Annotated in this window: 20 protein-coding genes; 10 read left to right on the top strand and 10 right to left on the bottom strand. The window is 41.8% G+C overall.

The window, feature by feature from the left end:
- Positions 1 to 49: 49 nt before the first annotated feature.
- The 4 genes from VB693_RS05455 (at position 50) to VB693_RS05440 (ending at position 4,611) form a co-directional block, all read left to right on the top strand.
- Complete coding sequence (locus tag VB693_RS05455; RefSeq protein WP_323265371.1) at positions 50 to 1,318, top strand: pitrilysin family protein; 1,269 nt, start codon at positions 50 to 52, stop codon at positions 1,316 to 1,318.
- Positions 1,319 to 1,434: 116 nt separating this feature from the next.
- Positions 1,435 to 2,733: a pitrilysin family protein gene (locus tag VB693_RS05450; protein ID WP_323265370.1), complete on the top strand. Its 1,299-nt coding sequence runs from the start codon at positions 1,435 to 1,437 to the stop codon at positions 2,731 to 2,733.
- A 332-nt stretch (positions 2,734 to 3,065) separates the two neighbouring features.
- Positions 3,066 to 4,010 carry a peptidoglycan-binding domain-containing protein gene (locus tag VB693_RS05445; protein ID WP_323265369.1) on the top strand — a complete coding sequence of 315 codons (945 nt, stop codon included), beginning with the start codon at positions 3,066 to 3,068 and terminating at the stop codon, positions 4,008 to 4,010.
- Positions 4,011 to 4,257: 247 nt separating this feature from the next.
- Positions 4,258 to 4,611, top strand: coding sequence for a phage holin family protein (locus tag VB693_RS05440; protein WP_190702787.1), 354 nt, complete (start codon positions 4,258 to 4,260; stop codon positions 4,609 to 4,611).
- Here the strand turns inward: VB693_RS05440 and VB693_RS05435 are convergent.
- Both VB693_RS05435 and VB693_RS05430 read right to left on the bottom strand, forming a co-directional pair.
- Positions 4,601 to 5,077 carry a cobalamin biosynthesis protein gene (locus VB693_RS05435; protein WP_323265368.1) on the bottom strand — a complete coding sequence of 159 codons (477 nt, stop codon included), beginning with the start codon at positions 5,075 to 5,077 and terminating at the stop codon, positions 4,601 to 4,603. The two genes, VB693_RS05440 and VB693_RS05435, sit on opposite strands and share 11 nt — an antisense overlap.
- A 664-nt stretch (positions 5,078 to 5,741) precedes the next feature.
- Entirely contained in the window at positions 5,742 to 7,025 is a 1,284-nt protein-coding gene (locus tag VB693_RS05430) for an ankyrin repeat domain-containing protein (RefSeq protein ID WP_323265367.1), read from the bottom strand.
- A gap of 186 nt (positions 7,026 to 7,211) precedes the next feature.
- Between VB693_RS05430 and VB693_RS05425 the strand changes: the two genes are divergently transcribed.
- Positions 7,212 to 7,682 carry a DUF4079 domain-containing protein gene (locus VB693_RS05425; protein WP_323265366.1) on the top strand — a complete coding sequence of 157 codons (471 nt, stop codon included), beginning with the start codon at positions 7,212 to 7,214 and terminating at the stop codon, positions 7,680 to 7,682.
- Positions 7,683 to 7,763: 81 nt separating this feature from the next.
- On the opposite strand, the gene VB693_RS05420 is transcribed toward VB693_RS05425, so the two are convergent.
- Positions 7,764 to 8,423 (bottom strand): DUF1997 domain-containing protein, encoded by a 660-nt coding sequence (locus tag VB693_RS05420; RefSeq protein WP_190702799.1) that lies wholly within the window; start codon positions 8,421 to 8,423, stop codon positions 7,764 to 7,766.
- A 179-nt stretch (positions 8,424 to 8,602) separates the two neighbouring features.
- On the opposite strand from VB693_RS05420, the gene VB693_RS05415 reads away from it, so the two are divergent.
- Positions 8,603 to 9,259, top strand: a complete 657-nt coding sequence (locus tag VB693_RS05415) for an NAD(P)H-binding protein (protein WP_323265365.1) — start codon at positions 8,603 to 8,605, stop codon at positions 9,257 to 9,259.
- Between the two features lie 206 nt (positions 9,260 to 9,465).
- Complete coding sequence (locus tag VB693_RS05410) at positions 9,466 to 10,155, top strand: glycoside hydrolase family protein (RefSeq protein ID WP_190703133.1); 690 nt, start codon at positions 9,466 to 9,468, stop codon at positions 10,153 to 10,155.
- Between the two features lie 31 nt (positions 10,156 to 10,186).
- Here the strand turns inward: VB693_RS05410 and VB693_RS05405 are convergent, their stop codons facing one another.
- From VB693_RS05405 to VB693_RS05395, 3 genes are all read right to left on the bottom strand, one after another.
- Complete coding sequence (locus VB693_RS05405) at positions 10,187 to 10,909, bottom strand: hypothetical protein (RefSeq protein ID WP_323265364.1); 723 nt, start codon at positions 10,907 to 10,909, stop codon at positions 10,187 to 10,189.
- Between the two features lie 368 nt (positions 10,910 to 11,277).
- Positions 11,278 to 11,685 carry a hypothetical protein gene (locus VB693_RS05400; RefSeq protein ID WP_323265363.1) on the bottom strand — a complete coding sequence of 136 codons (408 nt, stop codon included), beginning with the start codon at positions 11,683 to 11,685 and terminating at the stop codon, positions 11,278 to 11,280.
- Between the two features lie 2 nt (positions 11,686 to 11,687).
- Positions 11,688 to 12,590, bottom strand: coding sequence for a hypothetical protein (locus VB693_RS05395; protein WP_323265362.1), 903 nt, complete (start codon positions 12,588 to 12,590; stop codon positions 11,688 to 11,690).
- A 310-nt stretch (positions 12,591 to 12,900) separates the two neighbouring features.
- Between VB693_RS05395 and VB693_RS05390 the strand changes: the two genes are divergently transcribed.
- The gene (locus VB693_RS05390) at positions 12,901 to 13,386 is read left to right on the top strand and encodes a helix-turn-helix domain-containing protein (RefSeq protein WP_323265361.1); all 486 of its coding nucleotides are present in this window, start codon (positions 12,901 to 12,903) and stop codon (positions 13,384 to 13,386) included.
- Positions 13,387 to 13,471: 85 nt separating this feature from the next.
- Here the strand turns inward: VB693_RS05390 and VB693_RS05385 are convergent, their stop codons facing one another.
- Positions 13,472 to 14,593: a Gfo/Idh/MocA family oxidoreductase gene (locus tag VB693_RS05385; RefSeq protein ID WP_323265360.1), complete on the bottom strand. Its 1,122-nt coding sequence runs from the start codon at positions 14,591 to 14,593 to the stop codon at positions 13,472 to 13,474.
- A 215-nt stretch (positions 14,594 to 14,808) separates the two neighbouring features.
- Between VB693_RS05385 and VB693_RS05380 the strand changes: the two genes are divergently transcribed.
- Complete coding sequence (locus tag VB693_RS05380; RefSeq protein ID WP_323265359.1) at positions 14,809 to 15,084, top strand: DUF5132 domain-containing protein; 276 nt, start codon at positions 14,809 to 14,811, stop codon at positions 15,082 to 15,084.
- Here the strand turns inward: VB693_RS05380 and VB693_RS05375 are convergent.
- From VB693_RS05375 to glyA, 3 genes are all read right to left on the bottom strand, one after another.
- Complete coding sequence (locus tag VB693_RS05375) at positions 15,071 to 16,336, bottom strand: competence/damage-inducible protein A (RefSeq protein WP_323265358.1); 1,266 nt, start codon at positions 16,334 to 16,336, stop codon at positions 15,071 to 15,073. The genes VB693_RS05380 and VB693_RS05375 overlap by 14 nt on opposite strands.
- Positions 16,337 to 16,352: 16 nt before the next feature.
- Positions 16,353 to 17,399: a glycosyltransferase family 4 protein gene (locus VB693_RS05370; RefSeq protein ID WP_190702817.1), complete on the bottom strand. Its 1,047-nt coding sequence runs from the start codon at positions 17,397 to 17,399 to the stop codon at positions 16,353 to 16,355.
- A 191-nt stretch (positions 17,400 to 17,590) separates the two neighbouring features.
- Positions 17,591 to 18,874 carry a serine hydroxymethyltransferase gene (gene glyA / locus VB693_RS05365; RefSeq protein ID WP_323265357.1) on the bottom strand — a complete coding sequence of 428 codons (1,284 nt, stop codon included), beginning with the start codon at positions 18,872 to 18,874 and terminating at the stop codon, positions 17,591 to 17,593.
- A 550-nt stretch (positions 18,875 to 19,424) separates the two neighbouring features.
- On the opposite strand from glyA, the gene VB693_RS05360 reads away from it, so the two are divergent.
- On the top strand, positions 19,425 to 19,622 hold the full coding sequence (locus VB693_RS05360; RefSeq protein WP_323265356.1) for a hypothetical protein: 198 nt from the start codon (positions 19,425 to 19,427) through the stop codon (positions 19,620 to 19,622).
- Positions 19,623 to 19,659 lie beyond the last annotated feature (37 nt).

Genomic DNA, 19,659 nt, shown 5'->3' with positions numbered 1-19,659 from the left:
AGTTAAGATAACTAAAAAATAACTTAAATTTTAGTTAAAAATAGAAAAATTGTTACAACCGCAACTAACAAATCCTGTATTTCCAGCGTCGGTTTTCCGGCTAGATAACGGTTTAACGTTGATTCATCAAGAAATTCCCACTACTCCTGTAGTTGTGGCTGATGTTTGGGTCAGGGCTGGAAGTATACATGAGCCAGAACCGTGGTTCGGCATGGCACATTTTTTAGAACACATGATTTTTAAAGGTACAGCCACCCTAGAGCCGGGAATGTTCGACCATAATATTGAAAATACAGGTGGTGTAAGCAATGCGGCTACAAGCTACGATTATGCTAATTATTCCCTAACTACGGCTACTACTTATATAGAAGATACTCTGCCTCATTTGGGAGAACTACTACTCAATGCAGCAATTCCAGAGGATGAGTTTGTTCGTGAACGGGATGTAGTATTAGAAGAAATTCGCGCTTCCTATGATGACCCAGATAGTGTAGGCTTCCAATCTCTACTGGAAAATGTCTACCAAGATCACCCTTATGGACGCTCAATTTTGGGTAATGAGCAAGAACTAATGCAGCATTCTCCAGAAGCAATGCGCTCTTTTCACCGGACTCACTACCAACCAGAAAATATGACAGTAGTCATGGCTGGGGGTATTAACCAACAGCTAGCATGGGATTTGGTTAACAAATCATTCTGTAATTTTGGTCAGCGTGGAGAATGTCCGCCAATTAAACCATTAGCCAAGCCAGTTATTAATGGAGTTCGCCGCCAAAAATTGTCTTTACCACATCTAGAACAAGCACGGCTGTTAATGGCATGGCTAGTACCAGGGGTAGAACAACTGCGTGCGGCCTATGGTTTAGATTTATTGTCAGTATTATTAGCAGAAGGGCGGACTTCGCGCTTAGTACGTGATTTGCGAGAAGAACAGCAACTAGTGCAGGGAATTTGCAGTAATTTTTCTCTGCAACGAGAAGCGAGCTTATTTACAATTACGGCTTGGTTAGAGCCAGAATATCTAGAAATAGTAGAGAATTTAATTCTTAGCCATTTGGATGATATCTTCAACCAAGGTATTAATGAAAATCAACTAGCTCGCACCCGTAGGCTGTTATGTAATGATTATGCCTTTTCTACTGAAACACCAAATCAGTTGAGTGGGATGTATGGCTACTACAATACCATTGCCCAAGCAGAATTATCTGTCACCTATCCTCAGCAAATTCAATCATTCACTCCCCACGAATTGCAACAATTAGCTAAACAGTATATTTCACCGCAAAATTACGCGGTGACTATTATTAAACCGTGTTGACTGGGGACTGGGGACAAGGAAGACAAGGAAGTAAAAAGGTAAAACAAAAGAATCTTTTGAAGTTTGACGTTTGACTTTTTTATGCCTAATGACTATTGACTATTGACTAATAACTAATGACTCAAACTGTGAATCCTGCTGTGTCTAACAACTCCCTTATCCATCGCACTGTATTAAACAATGGCATTGTCGTCCTGGTAGCAGAAAATCCTGCTGCCGATATTATTGCGGGGCGAATTTTTATTCGTGCTGGTAGTTGCCGTGAACAACGCGAAAAAGCAGGTTTAGCGCATTTGCTAGCAACAGTCATCACTAAAGGATGTGATGGACTTTCTAGTATGGAAATTGCCGAAGAAGTGGAATCTGTGGGAGCTAGCTTGAGTGCAGATACATCGACTGATTATTTTTTAATGTCGTTAAAGACAGTGACAGGGGATTTTTCTCAGATATTATCACTGGCGGGGCGGATTGTGCGATCGCCTACTTTCCCCACCACCCAAGTAGAACTAGAACGACGTTTAACCATCAATAGCATTCGTTCCCAAAAAGAGCAGCCCTTTACCCTAGCTATGGAGCAAATACGGCGGGTAATTTACCAAAATCATCCCTACTCCCTGTCGGTGATGGGGGATGAAAACACTGTGAGCAACATCACCCAAGAAGACTTGGTAGAGTATCACCAAACCTATTTTCGTCCAGACAATATAGTAATTAGTATCGCTGGGCGAGTCACGTTAAATGAAGCTGTAGCCTTAGTAGAAGAAGTATTTGGTGATTGGCAAAATCCAGAGCAATCCCTACCAGAAATTAATCTCCCAGAAATTGCAGTAGAGCCACAATCCCAGCTTAAGCCTATACACACCCAGCAATCTATTGTCATGCTCGGTTATTTGGGTGCAGCAGTGAATGATGCTGATTATGCCCCTTTGAAATTGCTATCTACTTATTTGGGTAATGGACTATCTAGCCGCTTATTTGTGGAATTACGAGAAAAACGGGGACTAGCTTATGAAGTTTCGGCATTTTACCCAACTAAGCTATATCCAACCTCATTTTTAGTTTATATGGGGACAGCACCAGAAAATACCACTATAGCCCTAGAAGGATTACAGACAGAGGTAGAGTTACTGTGTACCACCGAATTAACTGAAACAAGTTTGCAAGCAGCGAAGAACAAAATTTTAGGGCAGTATGCCTTGGGTAAACAAACTAATGGACAGATTGCCCAGATATACGGTTGGTATGAAATTTTGGGTTTAGGAATCGACTTTGATAGGCAATTCCAAGAACTAACGGCGGCTGTCACCGTCCAAGAGGCTTTAATAGCAGCGCGTCGCTATCTCCAGAAACCTTATTTATCTTTGGTAGGTCAAGAAGAAGCAATTAACCGTGCGGTGCTGAGTTACAAGTGCTGAGTTATGAGTTATGAGTTATGAAGTTATGAGTTATGAGTTATGAGTTATGAGTGCTGAGTTAATACGGTTCATTGAAGAGGAAAAGTAGGTTGGGTTGAGTAACACCGAAAACCAAAAAAGTCTTGAGGCTGTTGGGTTACTCTTCGAGTTCGCAGAGCGTTCCGCAGGAAAGGCTTGCGCCTATGTTCCTCAACTGAAGTGTATTGACTCAGGACTCAGCACTGATAACTCAGGACTCACTACTCACTACTCACTACTCAGCACTCACTACTCAGCACTCAGCACTACTAAAAGTTGTAATATTAGCAACAGAAGTTCTGGGAGTGATTTCCATGAAAGGCAGCCTGACAGCAAGCATTTTAAGCTACTTAGAGTTACTCAAGACATTTCGCTGCTTCAGCAAAAGTAAGTTTTATTGGCTACTCCTGTTTTCCTGTATGTCTGTGTTCTTTGGCTCATCGGCGGTAGTAGCAGTTAGAGTACCCCAACAAATTGCCCAACAAGTTGGGATAAACCGTCCTACTCTCAAGGTTGGTAGTCAAGGCGAAAGTGTGACGGAACTTCAGGCGACTCTAAAGCTTTTGGGCTTTTATTCTGGTGCAGTTGATGGTAACTATACTGAACCTACCGCCAATGCTGTTTCTCGGTTTAAACAAACAGTGGGTTTGAGTCCAGATGGTATTGTTGATGCTGCTACCTGGCAAAGACTTTTTCCCAATCAACCATTTGTAGTATCAACACCCAACTCAACAGCCAATACCACAACTGCTTTTCCTGTTCCTACTCAAGCTGCTACAACTACTAATACTAGACCTGAACCAAGACCCACTCCTCCCCGCCCTGTTCCCAATCAAGTAGTGAATACTAAACCTGTCACCAACCAGACAAACACCAAACCTGTTAATAATCAGGTTGTAAATACTAAACCTATTGCCAGACCTAGCAATACTTCTAGACCTAGCACTACTTCTAGACAAAACACAACCACGACAACTCGTCCTAACACGACTCCAGCCGCTAACCGCATTCCTGGTGTGCAGTACACATCAGAAGGATGGCCGATTTTGCGCGTGGGGATGAGTAATGCAGAAGTTACCAAGTTACAAACCAGGTTGAGTCAACTGGGTTTTCTTAAAGGTGGTGTAGATAGCTATTTTGGTGTGATGACTGAAAATGCTGTGAAAGCAGCACAAAAACGCTACGGTATCGAGCCTGATGGTGTAGTTGGCGGTGCAACTTGGGAGGCTTTATTGGGGCGTTCTCCCCAACGGCGTTAATATCATGTCTGCTAAGGGACTTCCAAGCAAAAAAATATCCTGTCACTTTTATGGTATGGGAGCAGGGGAGGGATAATCGTTTTGATTTCAGAAATTGGATAATTTATTTTTTGGAGTTCCCTAAAAGAATTAGCATATCTCTGTAATGCTTGGTGGTTGGTAATTGCTCATGGGAAAAATAAATTAGCAATTACCAACTAACAATTTTTGTATATTTCCTCTTGAGGCCGATTTCTTTCAACAAAATATGAAAAACTTTCTATTGACGTGGTTGGGTACTGCGGTGGCTTTGCTGATTACAGCCCATATTGTACCGGGATTTGAGGTGAAGAGTTTTGTCGCGGCTCTGGTTGCTGTAGCAGTAATTGGGTTAGTCAATGCCTTTGTCAGACCAATTTTAAGTATTCTGGCATTTCCCATTACTCTACTCACCTTTGGTTTATTCACATTTGTTCTGAATGCTTTAATCCTTTGGCTAGCAAGTGTCCTCACACCTAGCCCTGATTTTATCATTAGAGACTTTTTAGCGGCTTTTTTAGGCTCAATTGTACTATCTGTAGTTTCTAGCGTAATTAGCTATATTCTCAGAGCTATGGAATAGTTATTGGTGATTCTCCCCTATGTCCTCTACTCTCCAGTCCTTGGGCGACAGCGATTGTTACTGCGCCTGGTTGTCCGGGTAAGCGCACAATTTGTTTAGGAACTAAAAGCTTGACTGCCAAATTAAGGTGAGAGGCTGCCAAAATAGCAGATGCTTCAGCAACACTAGGCGTTCCGACTATTTTAGCGATCGCTACGGTAGGATGAGGTACAGCAACAGTAGACAAAATCTCGGCAGAAAAGGTTTTCAAGGGAAAGTTATAGCTATGACAAAAATCTCTTAAACCCGGTTCTGATCCTTTTATATCAATAGTAGCAAGACCGACTATCTCTGTTTGCAGAAGTCCATAATTTTGAAAAACTTGCTCAATTGCTACTAATAATAACTCAGAGGAAATACCTGATTGACAGCCAAATCCTATCCACAGGTTTTGTTGTACAGGCTGTTGATCAGGGATTATTTGCACATTAGTAACTAAATTACTATCAAGTAGAATTTGAAACTTTTAGCCTTTCGGTATTTAATTATCAGTTAGTAAGTTGTGCTTTTTAGCGTTTATTAAAATACCTAAAAACTGATAGTTAGAATACTGTTATCAGAAATGAAAAACTATATATTGAGCATATCTAGCACAGTAGGAAACGCCGGGGTGAAGACAAAGTAAAAACTAGAAAGTAAATTACTTCTCTAGTTGTGCTTCTTTGGCATCCCTGAAGCATCAACATTTTACTTGGTCTACTTCGGTGTTTCAATTTCTTCACATTTTTGCCGTAGTTACTTTATACAAAGCTACGACTGATTTTCATAATTTCAGTTTCTCATTTCTGAAGCAGACTTCTTTAACCTCCTTAGTATTTAATTTAATACCGTGTTTTTTACTAGTTGTCAAGTTGTCTCAAGCAAGTTTTAAGATACAAAAATTCTAGCCAAAATTTGTCTAAAAAATAACAGATTTTTTGACTTTTATTGCTAATTTCTTGCCGAAAATTTAGCAATTCAGAAAAGGACATCTCGTGTTTTCAGAACAAAGTAACTAATTAGACACTAATTAGCATCATAATTACGTTAACGTAGCGGGGCGCAGCCCATTACGAATTACGAATTACGAATTACGAATTACGAATTACAAATTATTCCTCCGCTCCAGCCTGCTTGAAAATTTGCACGATATTTCTATAGCCATTAAATTCTGCCAGCATCAAAGCCGTATAACCACCACGGTTTTTTAAGTTCATATTTGCCCCAGATTCCAGCAATACTTGCACCGCTTTACCATAGCCCCCAGCCGCAGCCCACATCAAGGCTGTAGCTCCTGCCGAATCTTGATAATTAATATTTGCACCCTTAGCTAACAATAGCTGAATAATTTTAGGATAGTTACGTTCTGCTGCCTTAATTAAAGCGGTTTTGCTATCTTTCGCTGGAATATCAACATCAGCACCATAATCTAAGAATACCTTGACTGCATCTGTCTGTCCTTGGGATACTGCCAAGGTTAAAGGTGTTTCACCGATTTTATCGCCATGCAAATTTGCACCATAACGCAGCAGTGCTTCCACTATCTGACTATGCCCCTGCAATGCAGCTACTAGCAAAGGTGTGTCACCGAGATGATTTTTGATGTGGGGATCTGCACCGCGACTAAGCAAAATTTGCACTACATCAAGATAGCCTTCCACAACAGCGAGGTGTAAGGCTGTTTCGCCGTCTTTATCTTGATGATTAACTTCACTACCTTGATCTAGTAATATAGCTGCGATCGCAACCTGTCCAGCCGCCACAGCTGCCAATAGTGCCGTACCACCATCTTGGTTTTGTAAATTCACATCAGCCCCACCCGCCAGCAATGCTTGGACTACCTCTACACGTCCCAAGTCAGATGCAATCATCAGCAGGGTTTCGCCGTCTTCATCTTGGGTGTTAGCATCCACACCACTTTCTAAAAGCAGTCGCACTACTTTCTCGTGTCCATGCTTGATTGCCAATTTTAAAGCCGTATCTTCGTCATTGTCTTGGCAATTCACATCAGCCCCACCCGCCAGCAATGCTTGGACTACATTAGTATGACCCTTGAGCGCAGCTGCCATCAAAGCCGTACTACCATCTTCATTGGTGGCATTAATATCAGCCCCCCTAGAAACTAGAAGCTGTACAATATCTAGCTGATTAGCACTAGCAGCTAACATCAAAGCCGTCAAGCCGTAGCGTTTTCTAGCTAAATTGATATTTGCTCCCGCATCCAAGAGCGATCGCACAATTTCGGTATAACCTAGATTAGCAGCAAACATTAACGCCGTCGTGCCATCGCGATCGCACACATCCACCATCGCAACCGCAACCAATAGGGCATCCAGCCGCTTCAAATCACCACTTTTAGCAGCCTTCAGCAGCAAAGCATCATAGTTTTCAATCATGAATCCATTCCAACCGGGAAATCTTGTTTATTCAGTCCCAAAATTTAGTCTGAAATGCTTTAGGTACTTTGGCAAGATATTGGGCATGGGAAATATAATCTACCTTGTCCCTCTTGTCTCCCTTTGCCCACGGTACTTAGAATTGTGCTAATTTTTATTAAGATTTAAGAATTGGGCGAGAACACAATGAATCTGGAACTATCTGACTCAGTTAAATATTGGCTGAATTTCTTTCACCCGTTGATTATGTGGGTGTTACTAGCACTCTCACTGTATGCTGCTTACCTCGGTCTACAAGTACAGCGTACTCGCAACGCACAAGGTGAAGTAAAAAAAGAACTAATCAAAGGTAAATATAACGTCAAACACTACCAAATTGGCTCGTTAATTTTAGCTGTAATGGTAGCTGGTGCAATTGGTGGTATGGCTGTCACCTTTATTAATAACGGTAAATTGTTTGTAGGCCCGCACCTATTAGCTGGATTAGGTATGACAGGTTTAATTGCATTTTCTGCTGCCCTATCTCCCTTTATGCAAAAAGGAGCAAACTGGGCGCGGGTAACTCACATTTTATTAAACTTCGTGATTTTAGGACTGTTTACCTGGCAGGCTATTACAGGTGTAGAAATTGTCCAAAGAATTCTTTCTAAAGCCTAGTCATTAACTCATCTTTTCTTCTTTGTGTCTTTGTGCCTCTGTGGTGAAAAATAAAGTTATTTTTACCACAGAGTTAAGCAATTATCGTCGTTTCTTACAATTATTTGGGAAAGGAATCCCAACAGATTGGTGAAAATCTTCTTGGACTTTGCGAGTGAGGCGGCGGGAGACTTGGCGGACGATTTGGTTGAGCAAGCGATCGCCTGTAGACTGAACTAAAGACTTGGGTAAACGCTGAATAAATCGCGGAAAATGCAGACAAACAACTAAATCTAATTCCCATTCCACTCGCGTGACTTCACCCAAATCTTCTTTCAACTGTAATGATGCTCGGTAGTCTACATCATAACCAGGTGGTTGATAATCAGGAACAGGAATTGTGCGAATCCGATAAACTCCCTCGTCGGCGGGTAAAAGTTCTAAACCAATTTTCGGTTCAACTTCATAACCAAAAGAGCCAAAACGACCAATAATTAAGGCATAACCGTTTTCTCCCAAAGGCTGTACCTTCATTGGTTCAGCACACCGCGAAAACCAATCAGCATGAGCATTTAGATACTCAGAAACCGTCTGTGCTGGGGCGGACATTGCCATACAGTCGTTATAACGACCATAAAACTTGGTTGGAGTCCCTATAGTTTTGTCTGTACCCGTGTCTTCGTTTTCTGGGAGGTTTGTAGTAACGGGGACAACTGTTTCTGTGATTTCCAGAGATTGATATTCGCCGTTTGTCGAAAGCATGAAGCATTCCCCTCTAGCTTGGCGTTTGTCTATAATTAATGATTCCCAGGTTGATTGGGCGGATTAGCATTAAACTTCCATTTTGACCGAAAGCTTATAAATCTGTCATACACTTCATAAAATAACTACAATATAAAACGGATCAATCACATAACTAGTTTCCCAGGATAGCGTTTCTTATGAAAGCATTTGTAGCAGGGGCAACAGGTGAAACAGGTCGCCGCATAGTACAAGAGTTAGTAGCGCGTAATATTCCTGTGCGTGCTTTGGTCAGGGATATACAGACAGCTAGAACCATTTTGCCACCTGATGCCGAGTTAGTAGTAGGTGACGTGTTAAATCCACAAAGCTTAACTACAGCCTTGGGAGATAGTACCGTGGTACTGTGTGCAACTGGCGCAAAACCCAGTTTAGATCCCACAGGCCCCTATAAAGTAGATTTTGAAGGCACTAAAAATTTAGTCGATGTGGCCAAAGCCAAGGGAATCGAACATTTTGTTTTAGTAACTTCTTTGTGTGTCTCCCAGTTTTTCCATCCGTTGAACTTGTTTTGGCTAATTTTGGTATGGAAAAAACAAGCAGAAGAGTATTTACAAAAAAGTGGTTTGAACTACACAATTGTTCGTCCTGGCGGGTTAAAAAATGAAGATAACCCCGATGCGATTGTCATGCAGAGTGCTGATACATTATTTGAGGGTAGTATTCCTCGCCAAAAAGTCGCCCAAGTTTGTGTAGAAGCTCTATTTAAGCCAGCCGCACACCATAAAATAGTTGAGATAGTCGCCAAACCTGAAGCTAGCCCTAAAAGCTTTGAAGAATTATTTCAGCAGTGCTAAGTAAAGTGCTGATTTATTTCACCATCTGCTAAACGCCGCGCTACCACTAACACCACTCACTACTCACTACTCACCACTCAGCACTCACCACTGATTTTGTGAACTTTACCGAAATAGATGCGTCAACTTTTGTTGTTAGCTAAGAGAGTGAATTTGAAAGGAGTAAAACTCTGAAAAGCGTTGAACTCAAAGGTATTGAAAAATTTATTGGCCCCATAGCCGCACTTCTCGGCTTTGTCTACTTGTTTCAATGGTACGTGTTTGGGGATTTGCGATCGCCTTCTGATCCCATCTTTGGCAATAATTTACCACCGTTGGTGATGGAAGGCGGTGATCCCTACGTTCGTGCTTTGATGCGAACCATCTCAGCTAGTGAAGCCAATAGCAAACGTCCTTATTCACTTTTGTATGGTGGACAGCAAATCACTGACCTCAGTAAGCATCCTGAAATATGCGTCACTATTCCCGTCGGGCCAAACACAGGTAATTGTTCCACAGCTGCTGGCAGATATCAAATGATTAACACCACTTGGTATCATATTGCTCCTCGTTATCACCCCAAGCCAGGACAAATGATGTTTTGGTCTAATTATAGTTTTGAGCCACAATATCAAGATGTAGTAGTTTACCGTTGGTTGAATGATTCCAAAGTTTGGGGAATTGATATTTCTCAACGATTGCGTCAAGGTAAATTAAACGAAGTTTTGCGGCGACTTTCCCCCACGTGGACAAGCTTAGGCTATGGCATAGAAACAAACTCTATTAGTAAGTCTTTGCCCAAGATTTATCAGAAAATGTTGCAAGAAGAATTAACAACAGCCAGTCAACCAGCCGCAGCCAACGCCGCTACTCCCAATCCCCAGAACCTTAAAGAGAAACAACCAAAACAGCAGTAAGGGAGGGAATGGGGAGTAGATATTTATATTTTTATTTGCTGTAGTAAACTCTAGCGTTACCGAATCCGCGATCGCGAATAAAATTGTTCCATCGTTCAGCTTCAGTGCGCTGAGTAAAAGGGCCTACTGCCACGTGTGGACCTAAAGGTTGTTTTCTTTCTGTCACAAAACCGTATAATCCTGGAAACTGTCTAATCTGGTTGGCAATTGTCAATAACTCTTCTGACTTAGCAGGAATTGAGACATAATATCTGGATTTGATGCTGACATTATTGTCATTACCAGGAGAATATGGTAATTCTTGCGCGTTATCAAAACCCGCAATTTTTGCACCATAAATACCCAGTGAATCTAATTCTCTAATTCGCTGTTGAGCATTAGATTGCTGATTAAATACTCCAGACTGAATTACAGAACGCCCATTATACTGTCGAATATATGCAGTAGGTTCAACGCGGCGTACTTGTTGCAGAGTCCAGTTGCTAGTATCCTCAACGTAAACTGAGTAACGTTGGAAACTTTGATTGTACTGAGATTGTACTGGTTGATATTGATTAAATTCTAGAGGCTGATTTTGGGGGTAGTTTGGTGGTGGTGGTAAAGTTTCAAATACTGATTGAGCTAGCAACACTCCATCACTATTATTGATTTGCCCTTGTACATGACTGCTATTAACAATCAGTGCCAGAAAACTACCTAAGTATAAAGACATGACAGGCAATGCAATATATTTGGCTGTTATTTGACTAGACATAGTAGTAACCAAAGGGACAAGAATAGTTAAAGTTCGTTTGCCCTTGTGGTGGCATCACTATACTGCTTTAATACCTGTCGCCGCAACAAATCCAGTGCTGTATACGCACTTCAATAACGAATCAAAGAGCGATCAGCTCGCTGGGCGGAACGCCATCACCTAGGGTGGGACGCAGCCCATCGCCTAGATTGGTGCGGAGCATTGTCCCCCCTTGTGACAAGACAATATGTATGTTCATCTGCATCTGTTTGACCGTGTATGATAAGCCGAGTTAGTTGTTCAGGATGCGGAATCATACCAGAAGCCTGCGCTAAGTTAATTTGAGCAGGAAATAAAGCAAAAATATGGTATTCCAAGTGAGAACGCAATTAAAATGTCCATTCGTGATCAGGATCATCAAGAGCAGATATAACTGATGTTAAATCAGCTAAATCTTTAAAAGGGCTGGATTTGGCGATTTCTGTGATCGAATTTAAGTACAAGGTTAACTGATTATTATCACCATTCTCTATTGCCTGATCCACTTTCTCAAAAAGAAATCTAAAGTTATCAGCACGCTCATCAAATGAGCGCTTGAGATATTGTATGAGAACATCACGATCTGCTTTAATTTGAGCAATTGTTGTTTTTTCCCAAGCCTGGATACCACGCCTTTTAGTTTTCTCTTCTTCTGCAACTATTTTGTAGCTGGTGTATGCTTCAACTAAATTATTCAAGCACTCAGAAGCATCTTTACCTGCAACCAATACCTCTACAGAAACTTTCTTGGCTGTCATGTTTATTTACCTGGAAGAGTACGGTATTTTTCCAGGATACTCACAGTACCAAGGTTAAGCTTACCTTCACTATTCAATACTGGAGTTTTTAAAATTTCTACAAGTCCCTTCATTAGGAGTCCTACCTGTTGAAACTTTTCAGCATCTTTCTTGGAATCAAAAGGTTTAGATTCAAGTTCGTTCAGTCCTTCAACACTGAGAGTATTTAGAGACTCAAACACACCTTTTAACTCAGTAATACGCTGTTTTACTTGTTTTGAATATTCTTTGGCAAGATTAATTTCAGCGATCGCTTTGTTCAATTTGGCTTCATACTCCCGCGCTTTTGTCATAGCCTTCTCACCTTCACGAGCTGCAAAAAAGCCACCAATTGCCAAAGCTGGAACAGCCGTAATCCCACCTAACACCCATACCCCAACAGCCATACCACCGCCACCAGCTGCAACTGCTCCACCGCCAAACCATGCCAACATTGCATTTGTCGCTGCTGCTCCACTAAGACTTGAGATAGCTGTTCCAGTGCTTGCTACTCCTATTGAGGTAGCAACACCTATTGCACTACCATACCCTGCTGCTGCTGCTCCAGCTGCTTTAGCACCTGCCATGAAATACTGTTCTGCTGCTACAGCAGCAGCTTTATATTCTTGTATCTGCTGAACCGAAAAGTCCAGACCCTCTAAAAGCTTCTTCTCACTTTCGGATGCCTTCCTACCAGTACGTTCTACGAAGTCAACAAATCGCCTAATTGTATCTTTTATAACCTTTAATTGGAGTTGACCATACTCCTCTGCTAGTTTATTTGTAGCCGCTTCTTCTATTTTTAACCATTCAACAGCACGTTCATATCGCTCTTGCACTCCTTTGGCAAGTTCATTAGCTTTCTGTCCAGGATAAAATGAAACCATCAAATACTCCTTGATGTATTTTTTACTACTACTTGCTATGCTTTATTCTTGTCAGATAAAGTGCTTACCTTACAAGAATTACGAAGTGCATCAATACCACCATATGAATGAGCTTATAAAAAGCTTTTCACTAAAAACCCACAACTTACTAACAACACTGTCCCTTAATAATTAACTCAGTATTTTTTACTAATTAATTATTGTGCTAGTCTTTTTTAATACTAAATTTAAAATTAGTTACAGTGAACTAACAAGGATTAGGGCTTAAGTTAGGATATGACTAGGAAATTTCATGTAAAGAATCAGTGCTATGGCATCTATCGACGAACAGTTCAAGCAGGCTACAACGCAGTGGGATTTGGAAACCCTGTACACAGACCTTGCATCCGCAAAGGGCAAGCGTTTAACACCGGTTGAAAAACTACACTTGCGCGGGTTACTTTGTGGTTATAGTCCTACTGAAATAGCTGAAAAGCTAAAGAAAAACGTCAAAGGTGTAGAAGTTGATCTTTGTAATACCTTGTATAAATATGTAAAAAATCTAGTCGATAAATCTGATGAAAAGATGGAAAATTGGCGAAATATTACTGAATGGCTGGAAGAAGCTGGATATAAAAATCTGGTATCTAATCAGTTTCAACTAAGTGATGATTCACCAGTAGATTTATTAGTCAAGAAAGCCAATATAAGTTTTGATAATAATAAAATAATAGTTGACATTAATCTTAGAATAGTTGCATCATCATCTTCAGAATCGATAATTATAGAAAATTTCAACACTAATGGTAAGGGTTAATATAGCTTTTCCAGTGCTGTACACCTTCAATAAAACCAACTGCCGTCTAGACAGTTGGTGAAGGCTCGATAAATCTAAAAAAACTTCAAGAATTGCCAGCAGGAGAAGCAGCATTAATTAGGTCTGGCTTCTCTTCGACAGGCGGATACTCAATAGTTTGCTCCGATGTAGGACGCTGATCACGCTCAAAAGTTGGTACTTGCACAGGTTGACCTGTGGCAATAGATTGATAGAGTGCTTCAATGATTCGCACATCAATTAATCCTTCGATGCCATTAGGTTCTGGTTCTTTATTTGATAGAATACAGTCTGAAAAATAGGTGAATTCAGCTGCTAGCTGATCATGAGGTGCATAAGTACGCTCTTCAGTTTCGCCATCAATTGTGAGATATTTCTTGATTTCCCCTTGCCATGTGTAGGCAGGTTCTACAAACAAATCACCTTGAGTTCCCACAACTTGATAATTAGAGACTTTTGCTGCTCCAAAGCTACAGGTAAATGTCGCTAGTCGCCCATTAGGAAAACGGAGGATGGCACTGGTCGCTTCTTCCACTTCACTGAAGCGTTGTTCTCCCTTACTAGCGGCTACAGCAAAAACTTCGCTTGGTTCTTCTTGAAACAAATAGCGTGCAGCATTAATGCAGTAAATTCCAATATCGTAGAGTGTGCCACCACCTGTTATGTCTCGTAAACGGATGTTGCCCTGTTCTACTTGCTGAGTAAAAACTGAGTTGAAAACTCGTGGTTCACCAATTTGTTGCGATCGCACAATTTCGACTGCCTCTAAATTAGCTGGTTCGAGGTGTAATCGGTAAGCAATCATCAACTTGACACCATTATCGTTCGCAGCTTTAATCATGGACTCGCACTCTTGTTCTGTCACAGCCATTGGCTTCTCACACAAAACATGAATGGCTTGATTTGCTGCCCGCACAGTGAAATCACAATGTAAGTGATTGGGTAGTGCAATGTAAACCGCATCAATTTCATCGCTGGCTAGACAGTCCTCGTACTCTTCATAAGAGTAAGTATGCTCAACACCATACTGTTTGCTGAGTTCTTCAAGTTTTGTCGGATCATCTGAAACCAGGGCAACTAATTCGGAGTTTTCAGTATGGGCAAATGCAGGTAAAGCAGCTTCTTGAGCAAACCAGCCCAAGCCAACCACAGCATAACGGATTTTGCGGTTTCCGTTTGTAGTTGTCATTTTTAGACCTCTGAATGAAAAACTTGGCTCAAAATCGCTTTTCAAGTTTCGTCAAGTTTTTCAAGTATTCCATCCTGCAAATGAAATAAACGATCATCATACTTAAGAAATATGAGGCTAAAAGTTACATTACATTGCTAAATGCTTTGAGATGAAGCTTGAATAATACCGTTCCCTTAAAATAAGATTAAGTAAAGCAAGGGAGGAAAAATACTATGTCAGTTAAACTTTTACCCGACCTTGGAGATTTAGCGGAAGGATTAGGAGTCACAGGCATTGTAGGAATAATTCTTGTACCAGTATTTTTGCCCGTTATAGGTAGTTTTGGTAGGCCAATAGCTAAGGCGGTTATCAAAAGTGGAATCGCTTTTTATGAAAGAAATAAAGAGACTTTCACAGAATTGGGCGAAACCTGGGACGATATCATTGCCGAGGCAAGGGCTGAAGTTAGTGAAGAACGAATAAAATCGGCTGAACCTACTGATGCTTAGTTTGAATTGTTAACAACCGCCGCCGTAATAAATCCAGTGCCGTACACGCACTCAAATGACGAATGAAAGAGCGATCCCGCATTGTGCCAAACTGATATTTAAAACTTGTGACTTCATCATTTGGCCCCGCTAACCCGATATATACCAAACCCACTGGCTTAGTATCCGTTCCCCCGGCGGGGCCAGCAATTCCAGTAACACTTAACCCCCAAGTTGTGGAAAGGCGAGTTTTTACACCTATAGCCATTTGTTCAGCCACAATATCACTGACTGCCCCAAATTGTGATAAATCATCTGGTTTAACTCCCAATAACCCCACTTTTACTGAGTTATCGTAGGATATTACACCACCCCAGAAGTAATCAGAACTACCTGCGATCTCTGTCAACATTTGCCCGACACTTCCACCAGTACAGGATTCTGCAACTGATAGCGTTTCTCCTGCTGCCCGTAATAACTGACCAACCACAGAAGCTAAGGTGTCGTCATTGACACCATAAAAATCTAATCCAGCAATTTCTTGAATTTGTTTTTCAATGGGTAAAATCAAAGCCTCGGCGGCTGCTTGTGAAGTCGCTTTTGCAGATACCCGTAGCCGCACTTCTCCCTTACCTGCATAGGGGGCTATAGTAGGGTTAGGCATATTTAAATAAGCACTGACTTTTTCTGCTAAAGCCGATTCCCCAATCCCCCAAAACTTCAAACTCCGACTGTGAATAATTTCTTGACCCCAGCCTTGACTTTTCAAAAAGGGTACAGATGTTTCTTCCCACATCCGGTGCATTTCCCTAGGAACGCCAGGAAAGGTAAAAATTGTGATTTCAGGACGGGGTTGCCAAATAATACCCGGTGCTGTGCCACTGGGATTAGGTAAAATGTCTGCACCTTGGGGAATTAAAGCTTGTTTGCGGTTGCTGGGGGTCATTACCCGGCCGCGTTGGGCAAATTTCTGTGTGATATCTTCAATAATTTCTGGGCGTTCTACTAAAGGAACACCAAAAAAATCAGCGATGGTTTCACAGGTAAGATCATCTGGTGTAGGGCCTAGTCCACCAGTGAAAATCAGAATATTAGCTCTGGAAATAGCCATTTCCATAACTTGCTTGATGCGTTCGGGGTTATCCCCTACTACTGTTTGATAGTAATGAGGAATGCCTAATTGGGCTAGTTGTTGAGCTAGATATTGAGCATTTCCGTTGAGGATATCTCCCAGCAGGAGTTCAGTACCGACACAAATAATTTCTGCACTCATTTAATTGACTAATAATTTATTTTTGCTGGGAGAATTTGCGGACTCGCCAAATAACGTAACTTAATAGCGAAGTGGCTGCACAGATGTAACCAATACTGCTGGGTACACCAGCGACACCTAACGCCAAACTCCCCACCCACAAGGTCAGAGAGTAAATGAATAATACTGACCAACGATGGGATAAACCAGCCTGTAAGAGTCGGTGATGTAGATGACATTTATCTGCAACCCAAGGGCGTTTACCTCGTCGCAGACGTGCCAAAATCACTGCGGACATATCTACAATGGGGACTGCCAAAATCAAGTATGGCAAAAGAACGGCGGTGAAGGCGGGGATTTTAACTAAACCTATGACACCTACAGAGGCTAAGGTGAAGCCCATAAAATATGAACCCCCATCCCCCATAAAGATTTGTGCAGGGTTGAAGTTATAGCGGAGAAATCCTAAAGCTGCGCCAGCTAAAGCCGCAGCAATTAAGGCTGCTGCTGGTTGGTGCATAAATAAAGACACCAATAGCATGACTACAGCTGCAATACCAGAAACCCCGGCCGCTAAACCGTCTAATCCATCAATCCAGTTGATGGCGTTTACCATCCCGACTAACCAAACTACTGTGATGGGCAAACTCAGCCAGTTGAGGTCAACTATACCAACGGTAGGAACGGTAATAAAATCTATGCTGACACCTGCTTTCCATGCACCTGCGGCAACAACAATTTGTATCAGCAGGCGTGTTAGAGGCGATAGACTTAATAAATCATCGGCTAAACCAATCAAAAAAAAGCCAAGACCACCTACAGTAACGCCCCATATTTGCCATTCTTTATCAGGGGGCAGATTGGCAAAGCCACCCAACCACCAAACAATCATTAAAGATAGCATTGTGCCTGCGAAGATAGAAACTCCTCCCAGGCGTACCATCGGACGGTCATGAATTTTGCGATCGCCAGGTTTATCTACACGTCCACTTCTAATACCAATATTTTTGACATCAGGTGTAGTCCAGAGAACGACTACGGCGGCGACAAGAAAAGCGAGCAGATGATAAATCTGAGCAGGCATCTGTAATTTTTAGGAGTTTATTAACAAAAATTGGCTAAGGACGTTTCCTTCCTATTTTTACTACATTTGAGACCCTAATCAGCATAAGAATTGGGGACTGGGGAGGCAGGGGAGCAGGGAGTAGGGAAAAAAGGGGAAAGTCTGCCCCCTTGCACTCTGCCCCAATTCCTCTTATCCCCATGCCCTATGCCCTACGCTAAGGCTGGTACAGGAATCTCCAAGTGGGGATATAAGGGGAAGCGATCGCACAATGCGGCTACCCGGCGTTTACAATCTTGAGCTACTGCTTCTGATTCTGGGTTGAGCAGGCGATCGGCAATAATATTACCAATTTCGGCAAATTCAGTTACTCCCATACCCCGTGTTGTCATGGCGGGAGAACCTAACCGTAAACCACTAGTCACAAATGGTGATTGGGGATCAAAGGGGACTGTATTTTTGTTGGTGGTAATATTTACCTGACTCATTAACTGATCTGCTTTCTTACCTGTCATATCAATAGAACGCAAATCAACGAGCATTAAATGGTTATCTGTACCATCAGATACCAGTTTTAATCCTCTGTTTTTTAGTTGAGTCGCTAAAGCACGGGCATTCTCAATTACTTGCCCGGAATAAGTTGTAAATTCTGGCTTTAAGGCTTCACCAAAAGCAACTGCTTTACCTGCAATTACGTGTTCTAGGGGGCCGCCTTGAGTTCCAGGAAACACGGATTTATCTAACTTTTTACCAAGTTCTGCATCACGGGTCAAAATTAAACCACCTCTGGGGCCGCGCAGGGTTTTATGGGTGGTGGTGGTGACGACATCACAGTAAGGAATCGGGTTTGGGTGTAAGCCACTGGCGACTAAACCGGCAATGTGGGCAATATCAGCTAGTAAGTAAGCACCAACTTCATCTGCAATACTGCGGAATTTTTCAAAATCAATGATGCGAGGATAGGCAGAATAACCACAAATCAAGAGCTTGGGACGTTCCCTCAACGCCAGCTCGCGAATTTGGTCGTAGTCTAGCTTTTCTGTTTGTTGACTTACGCCGTAGTGACGGACTTGAAACCATTTACCCGACACATTCACTGGTGAACCGTGGGTGAGATGTCCGCCGTGAGACAAATCCATTCCCATGATTGTGTCGCCTGGTTCTAACAATGTCAGGAAAACAGCAAAATTCGCCTGCGCGCCAGAGTGGGGTTGTACGTTAGCATGAGCCGCACCAAATAGCTGTTTGGCTCGGTCAATCGCTATTTGCTCGATTTTGTCAATAAATTCACAACCGCCGTAGTAACGCTTACCGGGTAAACCTTCGGCGTATTTATTTGTTAAGACTGAACCCTGAGCCGCTAAAACAGCCGCAGAGGTGAAGTTTTCGCTGGCGATTAATTCCAAGTGGTCACGTTCACGTTGGAGTTCTTGATTAATTAATTCTGCGATCGCGGGATCGGAGGTAGCAAGTAAGTCTGAATTTGTCCTAGTCACTTCAACTATACCTAATGGAAGTTTGTACAAAAGCGGATTTGGTTTGCAGGTAGCTTCTACATTTAAGAATCAACAGTCAATATTTCTATGTTATTGATCTGCTATGCAAATACGATTCATCGCATCTGTATCATCTTTTATTATTAGCTACCAGCCAAGTTCCATAGATTAATCATCATAAACCTCTTTACGAAAATATGAACTTTTATACTTTTGATTATTTGTAGCGGTTCTTATACAGTGAAGGTTAAGTAATGATGATATTTCCAAGTGTTTACCCAAGCGAGTTTAGGGGCTGTGGTAAAATCTTGGGTATCAATGCTTAGTACACCTAAATATTTAACATCTGCTTTTTATCCCTAGCATAATATTTAACTCGATGCTCAGTAGGGGAATAATATCCAAAAGAGTTTTTGCATCTGCTGTGAGATATGCAGTATTGGGCTAAAAAGGGAACAGTGAAACTAAACTACCTTTGTTGAGCTAGTGTAGCTTGATTAAGCCTAGGAATAAACCTTGCAGCAGTAGAGTTTTAAAGGGGGGGTTTTATATGTTGGTCATTTTAATGGATGAGCAAATCCTAGCTCCTGAGCGAGTTTGCCAGTCTTGTTTGCTTGCTGATGGTAGTGGTCAACCCCGTTGGCGTAGGGGACAGCTATCTTGTGGTCAAGCTATTCGCAAACTCGCACAACAGCACCCCGAACAGTATGAATGTCTGATGGGCTTCCGCATTGCCCATATAGAATAGTCATACTTTTCTAGCAAGGCTGAGTAACTGCGTTATC

Origin of the sequence: Anabaena sp. UHCC 0399 (genome assembly GCF_034931465.1) — a bacterium.
Classification (GTDB): Bacteria; Cyanobacteriota; Cyanobacteriia; order Cyanobacteriales; family Nostocaceae; genus Trichormus; species Trichormus minutissimus.
The sequence above is the reverse complement of the archived record's forward strand: the minus strand, read 5'-3'. Positions and strand labels throughout refer to the sequence as shown.